The organism is Ruegeria sp. YTSA072 (genome assembly GCF_059610285.1).
The window spans coordinates 211831-225992 of the sequence record NZ_JBXWNI010000003.1 but is presented as its reverse complement, the minus strand read 5'-3'; the positions used below and the strand labels follow the sequence as shown (position 1 = coordinate 225992).

The window sequence follows — 14162 nt, the reverse complement described above, 5'->3', positions numbered from 1 at the left end:
CATGAGCCTGTTGGATATCCGAAACCTCACTGTCGAATTCGCAACCGCCTCGGGTCAGTTCCGCGCCGTGGATGGCGTTGATCTGTCCGTCGACAAGGGCGAGTTGATGGCCATCGTCGGCGAAAGTGGCTCGGGCAAATCGGTGTCGATGCTGGCATTGATGGGTCTGCTACCCTGGACGGCCACAATTACGGCCGACCAACTAAGCTTTGAAGGCATTGATCTGACCAAAATCTCGGCCCGTGACCGTCGCAAGATCATCGGCAAAGACATTGCCATGATTTTTCAGGAACCGATGTCATCGCTTAACCCTTGTTTTACGGTTGGCTTCCAGATCAAGGAGGCCTTGCGCATCCACCTGGGTCTGAACCGAAAGGACCGCCACCAGCGCGCCATCGAGCTGTTTGATCAGGTCGGCATCCCCGCACCCGAAAGCCGCCTGAACACGTTTCCGCACCAGATGTCCGGCGGCATGAACCAGAGGGTGATGATTGCAATGGCCATCGCCTGCAAACCCAAGCTGTTGATTGCGGACGAGCCGACAACGGCGCTGGACGTGACAATTCAGGCGCAAATCCTTGATCTGTTGGTTCGCCTACGGGACGAACAGGGCATGGGTTTGGTCCTTATCACTCATGATATGGGCGTTGTCGCCGAGACCGCCGAGCGGGTGCAGGTCCAATACGCTGGCCAAAAGGTCGAGGAGCAGGCAGTCAAAGACCTGTTTCGCACCCCGCGTCACCCCTACACAACTGCGTTGCTTAACGCGCTTCCGGAGCGGGCGACGTCGAAGATGCTGCCTACCATTCCCGGCGTCGTTCCAGGGCAGTTTGATCGGCCAAAAGGATGTCTGTTCAGCCCCAGATGCCAATATGCAGATGATCTGTGCCGATCGTTGCCCCCAACCCCGCACAGTGCGGAATTCGGCAAGGCGCGTTGCCATTACGTTGAAAAGATAACAACCGGAGAGCTGGCATGACCGCCCCCATCGTTCAGGCCAGTGAATTGGCCAGGTTTTATACCGTAAAAGGCGGGTTGTTGTCGAAGGCCGCAACGGTCAAGGCATTGTCTGGTGTGGATTTCGAACTGCGGCCAGGCAAAACGTTGGCGATCGTAGGAGAGTCCGGTTGTGGGAAGTCCACCCTCGCAAGGGTGGTGACGATGATCGAAGAACCGACCTCGGGTAGTCTGACCATCGATGGCGTTGAAATATCTCCATCGAAATGGGCCCAGATGCGTGAAACTGTGCAAATTGTGTTTCAGGATCCCTACGGCTCGCTCAACCCGCGCCAACGGATTGGTCAAATCCTGCAAGAGCCATTGATCATAAACCGCCGCGAGATGTCCGCAGCCGACCGAGAGGCGCGCGCGAGAGAAATGATCGACCTCGTGGGGCTGCGCCCCGAACATTACGACCGCTACCCACACATGTTCTCGGGCGGGCAGCGGCAGCGGATAGCAATTGCCCGCGCCCTGATGCTGAACCCCAAGGTGCTGGTGCTGGATGAGCCGGTTTCAGCACTGGACGTCTCGATCCAGTCGCAAATTCTGAACCTGCTGGTCGAATTGCAGGAACGTCTGAACCTTGCCTATCTGTTCATTTCGCATGATTTGTCGGTGGTGAAGCATTTTGCCGACGACGTGATCGTTATGTATTTAGGCCGCGCGGTTGAGAAGGCACCGAAAGAAAAGCTGTTTGCTGCCCCTAGGCATCCCTATTCCAAGGCTCTTTTGTCGACAACACCTCGCGCAGACCCCGACGCGCGCAAGGATCGGATCAAACTAGAAGGCGAGCTTCCGTCCCCGATGAACATCCCCAAAGGCTGTGCCTTTGCACAAAGGTGCTGGCTAGCAACCGAAGAGTGCCGCGCAGCGCCACCAGAACTGAGCGGGGCAGACCACAAAGTGGCGTGCCTGCACCCACTGGGGTAGGGATGGGGGACCTTCAGCCAGTGTCACCTTTCCGTGTCTTAATTACCATCGCCAACAACTGATCCTTGGTCCGTTGAATATGCTTGGTTAGCAGTTCACCTGCGGCATCAACCTGACGTTTGCGTGCCAGCGACAAAAGCTGTCGGTGATCTTGCTTGGCGGGCTCGCGCTGTTCCATGACGCTGAGATGCATACGGACATAGCGGTCCGATTGCAGATTGACCCTTTGCAGGATCTCATTGGTCAACCCACGATCAGCAGCAGCATAAAGGGCTTTGTGGTATTCATAATTCAGGCTGCCCCATCGCCCGACATTGTAAGCTTCGTAAGACCTTTCCATGTCGTCGAGCAGCTTCTCGCATCTGGCAAAATCAGCTTCCGTCATCTGCGGAATGGCCCGTCTAAACAGGTCAACTTCCAAAAGAACGCGAAGGTCAAAAATCTCGCCAATTTCCGAAAGCGAATGCGAAGTCACCGATGCACCACGGTTGTTAGTTAGCTGCACAAGACCTTCGGCATCCAGCCGTTTCAGGGCTTCGCGGATCGGCATACGCGAAACATCGTAATCCTCGGCAAGGGCCTCTTGCCGGATGGTTTCACCTTCGGCCATCTCTCCACTTAGGATACGTTCCCGCAGATCATTCGTGATGACTTCTGGAAGACTTTGACGTGCGATCGCGCGGGTTCTGGGCATAAGAGTGGTCTCGGTCGGTGTAAGTTGTATCCAAAATACAAAATGAGCGTTCGATTTCCAAGGGTCTTACATCTATTGATAACTTTAAGTTGCTCGAGCGTTCCAGCAGGCCAGCAACGATGCGGCATTCGGACGCGAAGGAGGGGTGTAGTGGACAGCCAACGTTTCCTGCCCAAGGGGGCGATTTCCGTCAACGTTCCCTTTGATGGGCCGCCCAAGGCCTTTCATTTCCTGTTACTGCCTAATACCACGATGTTGGCGTTTAGCGCTGCGATTGAACCCTTGCGTATTTCAAACCAACTGGCCCGAAAGCAATTGTTCGAATGGTATGTCCTGTCAGCAGATGGCGCGCCGGTCACGTGTTCGAACGGAATCCGCATTCAAGCCGACCAACCCATGCATGATCTGGAGCAGGGGGCTTATACCTTCGTGTGTTCCGGCACTGAGCCGATGGCTTCGTTTGACACCCGGGTTTTGAATTGGATCCGTCGGCAAAAGGCACATGGATGCGATTTTGGCGGTATCTGCACCGGGGCCTTTGCCTTGGCCAAGGCAGGCCTGATCGGCGACAAGAAGTTCACCGTTCATTGGGAAAACCGCCCCGGGTTTTGCGAGTATTTTCCGACAATGACGCCAACCCAGAGTCTGTACGAGATTGACGGCAAGCTGCGCACTTGCGGGGGAGGGCACGCCAGCACCGATATGATGCTGGAAGTGATCGAGGAATTGTTCGGCAACGCCCTGGCCATCAACGTGTCCGAGATGTGCTTGCACCGACGCGTCGGAGAAAGTGGCAGCAATCAAGTTTCGCCAGTCTCGGCCCTTTTGGGGACGCGCAACGCCAAGCTGGTCGAAGCTGTCCAAATAATGCGGGACAACATTGAATCGCCGCTCAGTCTTGAGGCGGTAGCGGATCAGGCGTCTCTGTCCAGACGCCATATGGAACGGCTGTTCCAGCAGCACACAAAGATGTCGCCCGGCCAGTATTACAACAACCTCAGGCTAGATCGTGCCTTCGCCCTTTTGAATGAAACCGACCTCAGCGTATCCGAGATTGCCTTTGCATCCGGGTTTTCCAGCACGGACAGGCTTTCAGTTCATTTCCGAGGCCGGTACAATGTCTCGCCGCATAACTTCCGCAGATCGTGGTCGCACGAAAGTGGCAACTAAGACCGTTGGTGAGACTTGGATACCGAGGTGCAATCCAGCTCTGGACTGCCACAGTGGATTGACCGAGCGGGGCGTTCCCTTCATCTTCAATTGCGTGATCGACACTTCGCTGCGCCTGCCATTGCGCAATTTTGAAGCACCGCTTTTTGCCAGCATAGCGTTGGCCTCTTTATCATGGACGTTATCATGAACACATCCGGTATCCGCAACGAAGGCATGCGTATTGGCGGCGAGATTGTCTTTACCGATGCTAAAATCCCGGTCCACTACCCCTACACGAGTGAGGTTGTCGGTACCGTCCCTGCCGGCACTTCTGAACATGTACGCAAAGCTTTTGAGATCGCCGCAAATTACACGCCCAAATTGACGCGTTACGAACGCAGCGAGATTTTGCGGCGCACCGGCGCGTTGATTGGTGAAAATCGCGAAAACCTCGCAAAATGGCTGACGCTTGAGCTTGGCATCTGCCATCAGCACTCGATCTATGAAACCAGGCGCGCGCAGGACGTTTTTCAGTTCGCTGCCTCCGAGGCCCTGAAGGACGATGGTGAGGTTTTCTCGTGCGATCTGACCCACAACGGCAAGGCGCGCAAGATTTTCACCAAACGCGAGCCGGTCAGAACCATCAGCGCAATTACACCGTTCAATCACCCTCTGAACATGGTCAGCCACAAGATTGCACCGTCCATTGCCACCAATAACAGCATGGTCTGCAAACCGACCGAGCTGACCCCACTGACGGCCCTGACGCTGGCGGACATACTGTACGAGGCAGGGCTGCCGCCCGAAATGTTTCAGGTCGTGACTGGCTGGCCAAAAGATATCGGCGATGAGATGATCACCAATGAACACATTGACATAGTCACCTTCACGGGCGGTGTGCCGGTAGGCAAGATGATCGCGTCCAAGGCGGGTTACAAACGGCAGGCACTGGAGTTGGGCGGCAACGATCCTCTGATCGTGCTGAATGATCTGAATGACGCCGATCTGGACAAGGCCGCCAGTATAGCTGTGGCCGGGGCCACAGGGAATTCGGGGCAACGCTGTACCGCGATCAAACGCATTCTGGTTCAGGAAAGCGTGGCAGATAGATTTGTGCCACTTGTTCTGGAAAAGGCAAAAGCGATCCGGTTTGGTGACCCTCAGGACCCAGAAACGCAATTGGGTTGCGTTATCCACGCACAAGCCGCCGAGTTGTTCGAAAACCGCGTGCTGAAGGCTGCGCAAGAGGGCGCAGAAATCCTCTATCACCCCGGCCGCGACGGTGCACTGTTGCCGCCGATCGTCGTCGACAAGGTGCCCCACGGCAGCGAGTTGGTGATGGAAGAAACATTTGGTCCAATCGTGCCGATCGTTCGTGTTCCAGATGATGATGCGCAAGTCATGCAGATCTCAAACGGCACCGCATTTGGTTTGTCTGCGGGTGTCTGTACAAATGATCTGAACCGGGCGATTACCTACATCAACGGTTTGAACGTTGGCACCTGCAACATCTGGGAACAGCCCGGCTACCGGATCGAAATGTCTCCTTTTGGCGGCATCAAGGACAGCGGCAACGGCGTCAAGGAAGGCGTGATCGAGGCGATGAAATTTTTCACCAACGTCAAAACTTATTCACTGCCCTGGCCCGAGTGACTTTTCAGCCCTTTTTCTGTTGCGGGAAATTGTGACAATTGCACAAACAGGGGGCTCAACCCTGCACAACGTTCTGCCGTTGCACACCCAAGCCTTTGATACCCAACTGCATCCTGTCGCCGGGTTTTAAATAGGTCGGCGGATTTTGGCCCATGCCCACACCCGGAGGGGTGCCTGTCGAAATCACATCTCCCGGCTGTAGCGACATGAACTGCGACAGATGAGAGATTGCTGTCGCCACGCCGAAATGCATCGTTCGGGTCGATCCATTCTGAAACCGTTGCCCGTTCACCTCAAGATACATCTGCAGGTCCTGCGGATTGGGTACCTCATCCCGTGTCACAAGCCATGGACCTATAGGACCGAACGTGTCGGCGGATTTGCCTTTGACCCACTGGCCCGAACGGTGCAGTTGGAAATCGCGTTCTGATATGTCGTTGATGACGCAATAACCGGCGACATGGTTCAAGGCTTCGGCTTCCGAGAGGTATTTGGCCTCTTTCCCGATCACCACACCCAGTTCCACCTCCCAATCGGTTTTGACCGAGCCACGAGGGATTTCGACCGTGTCGTTGGGGCCAGTAATGGCCGAAGTTGCCTTAAAAAAGATTACCGGTTCCTGCGGCAGCTCCATCCCACTCTCGGCTGCATGATCGGCGTAGTTCAGACCTATGCAGACGAACTTGCCGACCTGACCGACGCAAGCGCCAATCCGCGGTTGACCATCCACTAGAGGCAGGCTTGCGGTATCCAACCTGCGCAATCGGTCCAGGGCTTCATCGCCAAGCAACTCGCCTGTGAGATCATCAATCACACCCGACAAATCACGAATTGCGCCCTTGGCATCCAGAAGACCGGGCTTTTCCGCGCCCTTGGGACCGAACCGCAGTAATTTCATTGATAGTGTTCCCTTTGCTCAGAGCGTCCGCGGCCATCATTAGCCAACAGGGGTGCGGAAGGGAAATTCCGTTGTATTTGACCGGACAGCACACTTATCGACCCCCTGCACCAAAAACTCAAATCTTGTGGTGAATTAAACAGAGGACAGAGATACTGTAATCTCATTTCGTAATTTTTATTTTTTTGTGCTAGTGTCCGAGCAGATTTTACTGATTTCTTTCAAAGGTACTATTTATCGTGAGCAACAATTCACAAAACACGTTCAGGTTGCGCCCGATGGAAAGGGCAGATCTGGATTCCGTTCTGAGTTGGTTTCAGGACGTTGAAGACCTTGCGCGTTTCGATCGTACAACGCGCGTGCCCCTCAATACATCGCATGCCGAAGAATTTTGGAGAGATTCATTTACGTCTTCCGATGCCAGCCGCAAATGTTGGTTTGTCGTCGAGTCCTCCACAGGTGAGGCCGTTGGGCTGGCCGGGCTCGAGTCTATCTCGAACATCAATCGCGATGCAGTGGTTGCAGTTTTCGTCAACAAGGCAATGCGCAGATCCGGCGTCGGGCTCCGGGCATCTGCTTTGGTGTTGGATCTGGCATTTCGACAGCTGGGGCTGAACCGCATAACGTCTTATTATCGTGAGGACAATCATCACAGCCGTGATCTTGTTGCCAAGATAGGATTCCGGATTGAAGGGACGATGCGTCAAGCGTGGTTCGCTGAAGGTGAGTTTCAAGATATGGTTGTTGTGGGCATTCTGAAATCCGAGTGGATGGTTCGCCGAAACGTTTTGGCACAGGAACTGGATGCGAATACGATCGTGACTTTGGGGCCGAATGATTGCGCCGACTGGTCATGGCCACCTCGGATCGCAGAGGTGTGATCAGTTCCGATCAAAACTGCTTCGGTCGTCAAAAACGTTTTTTGATATATGTTGGTTACGGGTCCGCTACGAATCCGAAAAAAGAGTAACACTTGTGAGTACGACAATTTCTGACATTCCAATTACTCAACGGCTTGGCGCAGTATTGTTCGCTGATGTCGTAGGATACTCCCGGCTCATGAGCGAGAATGAGCTGGATACCTATAATGAATTGAAAGCATTGATTTCTTTGCTTGAGGCATCGTGCGCAAAGTACAACGGCCGAGTGGTTGAGGTACGTGGGGACGGGATTTTGGCCCTGTTCGAAACTGCCACCAGCGCAGTAGAATTCGGGGTCGAATTGCATCAAATCGCAAGCGATCAGAATAAAACCCGCGCGCAGGATCAGCGAATCAAGTTCCGGGCCGGGATTCACCTTGGTGAGATACTGATAGACGAACGTGGCATTCACGGCGACAACGTCAATATCGCGGCCCGGTTGCAAGAGATAGCCGAGCCTGAGCGGGTCTATGTCAGCTCTGCCGTGTATGATCAGGTCTGCAATCGCCTGCGATATGGGTACGAGTTTCTGGGGCCAAAACAGCTCAAGAACATCATGAATCCTGTCTCGACCTACTGCGTCCGCAGCGAAGTGGCCGGCGCAACAATGGCTGGCACGATGCGCCCGGATTTGAAAGGGGACATATTCGAACGGCCGGATACGCCGTCTGTGGCCGTTCTTCCCTTCAGCAGCTCTGGCGGCGATGAGTCCGACAGCTGGATCGCCGAAGGTCTAACAGACGACATCATCATGAATCTGTCCAAGTTCCGGAACCTTTTTATCATCGCCCGGAACTCGTCATTTTTCTTCAGGACACAGTCGATGCCTCCGAAAGAGGCGGCGCAAAAGCTGAATGTCCGCTATGTCGCGCGCGGCAGTGTACGTCGGTCAGCCAGTCGGATCAGGATTTCCGCCGAGTTGATTGATGCCAACACCGAGCACATGATCTGGGGCGAACGGTTCGATCGCAAGATTGACGATATTTTCGACATTCTTGATGAGGTCACAGAGTGCATTGTGGCGGCCACTGCGGTGATGATCGAGTCGCATGAAAAACAGCGCATGATTCAGGCGGTTCCAAACGATCTTGAGGCCTATGGTTCGGTCCTTCAAGGTCAGCACCACATCTTCAAATACACCCGAAACGACAACCGCAAGGCACAGAATTTCTATCAATCAGCCCTTGAACGGGACGAAGGATATGCCCGTGCTGCAGCAGCGCTGTCGCGAACTCTAAATATCGACTGGCGTTATTCCTGGGCCGAGGAGCCGTCACAATCGCTAGAAAAGGCGCTGATGTTGGCGCAGCGCGCGATTGAGCTGGACCCGACCGACGCGCGTGGTTTTGGCGAATTGGGCTATGTGCATCTTTACCGCAAAGAGCATGACGCAGCCATCCAATCCTATCAGAGGGCGTTGGCGTTAAACCCAAACGACGCGGATATGCATTCTGACTTTGCTGATGCGCTGGCTCATTCGGGCGATAACGAGACGGCCATAACACATCTTCAGCAGGCAATGCGTCTAAATCCCTATTTCCCGGATCAATACCTTTGGCACTTGGGCGGAGCGTATTACAACCTCAGACGCTATGAGGATGTAATTGAGACGGTCAACAAGATGAACAATCCGACCGAAGGGCAGCGTATGTTGGCCGCGAGTTATGCGCAGCTTGGTCAAACGGATATGGCCCGTTTGATCCGGGAAAAACATCGCGAGGCGCATCCGAACTTTTCGCTGGCCCGGTGGACAACCGTTCAACCGGATCGGCTAGAGGAAGACACGCAGCACTTTGTGGAAGGTCTGAAAAAGGCCGGGTTCTAAAATGCAAAGGGGCACCGCGTTCCGGTGCCCCTGAGCTTACTTTCGAAAACTGGATTTAGTCGCCGCCGCGTACCTTTGCGCCGCTGACCTTGGCACCGCTTACTTTTGCGCCACTGACTTTTGCACCGCTGACCTTGGCCCCACTCACCTTTGCGCCGCTGACTTTGGCACCGCTAATGGCCGGGCTGTCAAAACCGAAATAGATGTCCAGCAGGACCTGTTCGAACTGGCCGGTCATCACATCCATACGCAAAGTGAAATCAGCTTTGTCATAGTCCCAGACGCGCATATCATTGGAATACTGATAGTCGGCAGAAGCAACACCAGAGAGTGTCGGATTTACTGGCGCACGAGAACCCTGGCCCGCAGGCGCGTTAGCTTCAGTTGCCGTGTCGCCTTCACCATGTACCAGGAAAATAGTGGGTTCGGGCAGTTCATAATACGTGCCTTCATACGCGAAACCGTAGATTCTGGCGAGCTGGGCATCATCATCCAGCTGTTCCGCAAGATGATTGTTGTTTCCACGCCGTTTCCTGCGTCTGCTGACTTGCTCGAACTGTTGTTGCCCAAGATCAAATCTGCCTGTTTGCTCCCAGAACGGTTTAGTCGGATCAAATTGCGTGCCCTTCCGCACTCTGATCAATGTCCCGCGCCTGACTTGCGTTTTGTTGAACCAGGAACTGTCCGTGTCGTCTGCCACTGTGTAGATGCCGTTTTGCTCCGGCTTGGTTTGATTTTTTACCAAGACCCGGTCACGCGGTTTCAATGTCACACCGTCGACAGAACCTCCCTTCAAGGGAGTTGGCATGTCCTGGATGGTGGCTGCTTTCACTTTGGTTTGTGACTGAATTTTTATGTCTTCAATAATTCTACCAAACAACAACACTTCTGAAAAACTGAGCAAGGATTCAGACATACCATTCTCTCCCAATTATGGGATCGACGAAGCCAGAACCCTCATCTCCCCCTCAAAATAAACTCGAACAATATTCGAGCAAATGCGTTCCAATAATCTTCTTCCGATTGCATGCCATAAAACCGCTTAAAAATAAAGGATTTTACACGTCATTCCGGCACCTGCGTACGAACCGAAGCAGAGTGGCTGTCTTCTTCGGGATCGGGAAGACGTGGACCGGCAGATGTCAGACCAATATCACGCATGCGGAAGTTGCCTTCGATGATGTTGCGAAACGCACCGCCAGTGATTTCCTGATCGACCGCCAGCAGTGCTTTTTCGACGCCGAAATAGCTGAGGATATCGGCATCCAGCCGCTCCCATGTGTCGGCCAGATAGGTTCCCAGAAAATCGCGCGCTTCAAGCAAAGCGATCCGGAAACCTTCCGGGTTTTCGGCATAACGGGCATCGAACACACCCTGCATAACCTCGCTGTAATCCGGAGAGTCTTCCAGTTGATCGGACAGGTGTTCTTCTTCAGGTGAGATCAGCCCATGCAGCAGCAGGCGTTCGTGATAAATATCTACGAAAATGTCGAACATCGCTCCGGTCAATGGTTCGGACAGATCGTGTTCGCTGGTCCATCCGGCCGCAAACTCTGACATGGACCGTGTGTTGGCGGCAATTCGGATTTGCGCGTTTTCCCCCAGTTCGGCAAACCGGTTCAGACGATTGAAGGTGTACAGGTTGCCCCGCGTGTTTTTCAACAATGCGTCAACAACAGAACCAAAATGCAGCGACGCAAGAAGGGCGACCATATCGGCAGCGGACTCGTGAAAACCGTAATATTCTCCCGACGCATCCCCGTCTGACGGCATACCAATGACGCTATAGATAATGGCATGTCCAATTTCATGGGAGACAACGTCAAAGTTCAGGCTATATGGGCGGTACTCGTCTCCATGTTCGTGTGTGCCGCCCGTTTCCAGAAACCCCCAACCAATATGTGCGTTGTCCAGACTGGGTAGCAGGGACAGTTCAAGCCGGTTGAAATCGCGTGAGAAATGCCATGGGATCGGCCGGTCAAAATACCCTTGCCAAACATCCATTGTAAAGTGAGCTGACCCGAACAAATGCGCCGCCTCAAATGAGGGGTCCGACGGGGCAATATGAAAGAAGTTCCCTAAATCATCAGGCATCGCGGGCGGTTGGATGTATCCATCCCAAGGAGGCAGATACATACCCGGTCCATTTGGCCCGGGAACAATGGCGCCGTAAGGTGTGGTTTTGCCGACAGGATTTACAGTGTACATGCGCGGACCGGACGGCCCCGGCCCGATGCTACCTTGCGGAGCCGAAATTTCGATAAGCTCCGGTTGCGCGCCCGGTTCCAGAAAAGGTGATTGCGGATACAGCAGGAACCGTGTGCCGGGTTCTTCGTCGCTTACAGTCTCATGTGTGTTCATCAATCGACCCCTCGTGTCGGGCGGAAGCCACCTTGTTTTTTGGGACGTCCGCACGGGAATTCCTGTGGCAAAATAAAAACTCTGCTTCGATCAACTCACCAAGTTCTGCGCGCCCGGATAGGCCAAGCGAGGTCGCGTAGCTGTCCAGGTTATCCGGCACGTCCCGGTCAAGGCGCGTTTCAAAATACCACACGACCATTCGCAGACGATCTGCGCCCGAGAGGTGCCCATTCACAATCTTAGCTTTTTCCTTGGCGACCGCCCGTTCCCGTAGATCGGTGTACTTTCCGGTTCGTTTCAGTTCGGCCAGCAATGGCTCATCTAACTGGGTCAAACGCGCGGCGACCGTCGCTTCGACCCGGGCGGCATCCGCCAGTATGTCCTCGTATTCCGCAAGGTTCAGATCATTGGCCGCCAGCCATTCCATCAAATGCGTTTTATGAGATAATCCAGCTTTGGCCCTGTGGTCCGTCATCTGCCGGATCAGGGCGTCACGATCAGGTTGCCGATCCAGCTCGGCGGCTTCTTCTTGTGCCATCACGCACAGCACTGCGCGGTTGCGCAATTCGGCGTACAGTTCCGGGTCTAACCGCAACTCGTCAATCACAGTGTGGTTCTTTGCCTCGTTGGTGTCGATGCGGTTGCGCAACTGTTTCCACACCAAGGTTGGCTCGGTCCGCGTTACGGGACTTGGGGGTAGGGTTCCCAGCGACAGGCAATCCGCCATAAGGGCCAGCATCGCCCGGGCGTCATCTGCCTTGGCATCAATTTGGCCGCCGGGTAGCCAATCTAAAAAGGCCGCTATTCCGGGCAAGTCGCTTAACTCTTTGCCGATGTTCTGCCAAATGCGGTGCCGATAGTGTCTGGATTTCGCATGCTCTAGGATTGTGGCGGCACTTTCAGCAGGTAAAATCCCATGCGCCTGTGCCTTTTTTACAGTGGCCCGGATGGAAACCATCGGTGTACTGAGCGGTTTAAACCCCAGCTCTGCCGGGCTGTGCAGAACCGCGACCTCATCGTCATCCTGCAAAACGCCGCTGAGGTAGTCCTCAAAGATCCCGCCGACACCGATCATTCCAAAATCGGCAAGTTCCGCTGCTCGCAGGGCGCCCATGCTGGCGCTGCCAAATACCGGTATCCCTTGTTCCATCGCCCACAAGATTTCCTTATGCCAAACTGACGGCACACCTTCAAAAAACCCATCTATGATCCCAATGGCGTGCGGTTGATCCTTGGCTGCGCGATAGACATCACCCTGCTGAACAGGGGGTAGGATCGCAGCATTCAACCGTGCGGTGACTTCGTGCGCTGGCAGGGTAGGGCCCACAAATACAACGACGGTCATGCGGTTTCCTGCCTGATCTGCAGCGCTCTTAGGCCTGGTACATAATCCGCGTCGTCATGCGGCGCCTCCAAGCCCGGTATGACCGCCCGAACAACCGATAGATCATATTCAGACCGAGACAAGTCCACGATCACCACCTGAGAAATCCCGACGGCCTCTAACCTGTTCAACAGTAAAGCCAGGTCATCCTCGAATGTCTTGGTTGAATGCGTCGAGCAGTCCTGAAAGTTCTCTGTCGGAGGGGCACGATCGATCAGATCCCGCACATATCTACACCGATCTGTTTGCGCCTGGTCAGTGAATTCTTCCGGATCCAGATCATCGCGCGCGCCCGAGATATAGGTTAGCCGGGTCTGAGCAGCCTCTGTCACCGCGCGCAGCAACGCGATTGCTCGATCCGGATGGCACCCGTCGCCGATGCCGATGTGACCAGGCTGCCCGCCAGCCTCGCAGATCACGCAGCGAAAACTGGCAATTCCGATATCCGACGTGGTGTTCCACACCCCGATCTCCAGATTTGCGGCGGTGATTTTTTCAATGGCTGCCCGACATCGCTGATCATCGACAGTACCGGGATCAATACGCACGGTCGTGGATTGATGAGACCACAGCGTCGTTGCATCCCGCTCAATCAATTCGCAAATCGCATGACAACTCGCTTCGGCGACATTGTTGCCCGAAGCCAAACCATTCGTTGTTCTGGGAAATGCGCGTTGTCCAGCGAGTGGAGCCGTGGTGTAGTCAGTGTCCACCATCTCAAGCGGAACCCAGCAGGCCCGTTGGCTTTTCAAATCCCGGCCTTCGACCCATAACATGTTGCTATTGGGATCAAATTGCGCGCCGGTGACTTTAGGCAATCGCTCCGCATCCACAACGGTCGCTTCATCAGCCAAATCGGTATATCTGGCAAGCCGCTGCGGAAGTCGCACACGTTCGGCATGCCAGGATTCGATCGCTTCCATAACGCCCGAAGCTTGCGCTGCCTGTAACGACAGTCCCTTACCAAGTGACACCGCAACAGATCGGGAATTGGGACGAGCAACCATGACGGTAGGTAAACCAATCCGATCCAGGCCGGTCAGATTCGCGATCCGAGTTATACCCATTTCCCGAAGAAATGGTTGCACAATGCTCAGGGTGTGCGCGGGGTCGCGCAGACGATGAGTGTCATGCACGTAGGTCTTTTGTGAACTATCGGTCATTTCATCGACCTTGCCAAAACAAACGTGCAGGTTCGCACAATAAAACAAGCTATACGCAAATAGGATGGTAGATGAATTCGTGTGGGTCAACCTTGCTGGTTTCTGGCGTCGGTTTTGAAACTTGGCGGCAACTTCAACACAATTTTCTTAACATAAGACGGCTTATACGTTTTTGCGATG

The 14162-nt window shown here is 54.3% G+C and carries 12 protein-coding genes; 6 read left to right on the top strand and 6 right to left on the bottom strand.

Going from position 1 to position 14162, the window contains the following annotated elements; genetic code table 11:
* Position 1: 1 nt before the first annotated feature.
* Both AC2FIB_RS07795 and AC2FIB_RS07790 read left to right on the top strand, forming a co-directional pair.
* The gene (locus AC2FIB_RS07795; protein WP_058277169.1) at positions 2-979 is read left to right on the top strand and encodes an ABC transporter ATP-binding protein; all 978 of its coding nucleotides are present in this window, start codon (positions 2-4) and stop codon (positions 977-979) included.
* The gene (locus AC2FIB_RS07790) at positions 976-1932 is read left to right on the top strand and encodes an ABC transporter ATP-binding protein (protein ID WP_496734580.1); all 957 of its coding nucleotides are present in this window, start codon (positions 976-978) and stop codon (positions 1930-1932) included. The genes AC2FIB_RS07795 and AC2FIB_RS07790 overlap by 4 nt, the downstream gene beginning before the upstream one ends.
* A 13-nt stretch (positions 1933-1945) precedes the next feature.
* On the opposite strand, the gene AC2FIB_RS07785 is transcribed toward AC2FIB_RS07790, so the two are convergent.
* Positions 1946-2626, bottom strand: coding sequence for a GntR family transcriptional regulator (locus AC2FIB_RS07785; RefSeq protein ID WP_058274894.1), 681 nt, complete (start codon positions 2624-2626; stop codon positions 1946-1948).
* 150 nt (positions 2627-2776) lie between these two features.
* Between AC2FIB_RS07785 and AC2FIB_RS07780 the strand changes: the two genes are divergently transcribed.
* Both AC2FIB_RS07780 and phnY read left to right on the top strand, forming a co-directional pair.
* Positions 2777-3796, top strand: a complete 1020-nt coding sequence (locus AC2FIB_RS07780) for a GlxA family transcriptional regulator (RefSeq protein ID WP_282169488.1) — start codon at positions 2777-2779, stop codon at positions 3794-3796.
* A gap of 186 nt (positions 3797-3982) precedes the next feature.
* A complete protein-coding gene (gene phnY, locus AC2FIB_RS07775; RefSeq protein ID WP_282169487.1) occupies positions 3983-5431 on the top strand; it encodes a phosphonoacetaldehyde dehydrogenase in 1449 nt (482 codons plus the stop codon).
* Between the two features lie 55 nt (positions 5432-5486).
* Here the strand turns inward: phnY and AC2FIB_RS07770 are convergent, their stop codons facing one another.
* A complete protein-coding gene (locus tag AC2FIB_RS07770; protein ID WP_496841900.1) occupies positions 5487-6329 on the bottom strand; it encodes a fumarylacetoacetate hydrolase family protein in 843 nt (280 codons plus the stop codon).
* A gap of 278 nt (positions 6330-6607) precedes the next feature.
* Between AC2FIB_RS07770 and AC2FIB_RS07765 the strand changes: the two genes are divergently transcribed.
* Together AC2FIB_RS07765 and AC2FIB_RS07760 are read left to right on the top strand one after the other, a co-directional pair.
* Positions 6608-7210: a GNAT family N-acetyltransferase gene (locus AC2FIB_RS07765; RefSeq protein ID WP_496841899.1), complete on the top strand. Its 603-nt coding sequence runs from the start codon at positions 6608-6610 to the stop codon at positions 7208-7210.
* A 94-nt stretch (positions 7211-7304) separates the two neighbouring features.
* Positions 7305-9074, top strand: a complete 1770-nt coding sequence (locus AC2FIB_RS07760) for a tetratricopeptide repeat protein (RefSeq protein WP_496841898.1) — start codon at positions 7305-7307, stop codon at positions 9072-9074.
* A gap of 55 nt (positions 9075-9129) precedes the next feature.
* Here the strand turns inward: AC2FIB_RS07760 and AC2FIB_RS07755 are convergent, their stop codons facing one another.
* The 4 genes from AC2FIB_RS07755 to AC2FIB_RS07740 form a co-directional block, all read right to left on the bottom strand.
* A complete protein-coding gene (locus tag AC2FIB_RS07755; protein WP_496734570.1) occupies positions 9130-9990 on the bottom strand; it encodes a hypothetical protein in 861 nt (286 codons plus the stop codon).
* 149 nt (positions 9991-10139) lie between these two features.
* Entirely contained in the window at positions 10140-11435 is a 1296-nt protein-coding gene (locus AC2FIB_RS07750; protein WP_496734568.1) for a gluzincin family metallopeptidase, read from the bottom strand.
* A complete protein-coding gene (locus tag AC2FIB_RS07745) occupies positions 11422-12780 on the bottom strand; it encodes a TfuA-like protein (protein ID WP_496734566.1) in 1359 nt (452 codons plus the stop codon). Before AC2FIB_RS07745 ends, AC2FIB_RS07750 begins: the two co-directional genes overlap by 14 nt.
* Entirely contained in the window at positions 12777-13982 is a 1206-nt protein-coding gene (locus tag AC2FIB_RS07740; RefSeq protein ID WP_496841896.1) for a YcaO-like family protein, read from the bottom strand. The genes AC2FIB_RS07745 and AC2FIB_RS07740 overlap by 4 nt, the downstream gene beginning before the upstream one ends.
* Positions 13983-14162: the final 180 nt, after the last annotated feature.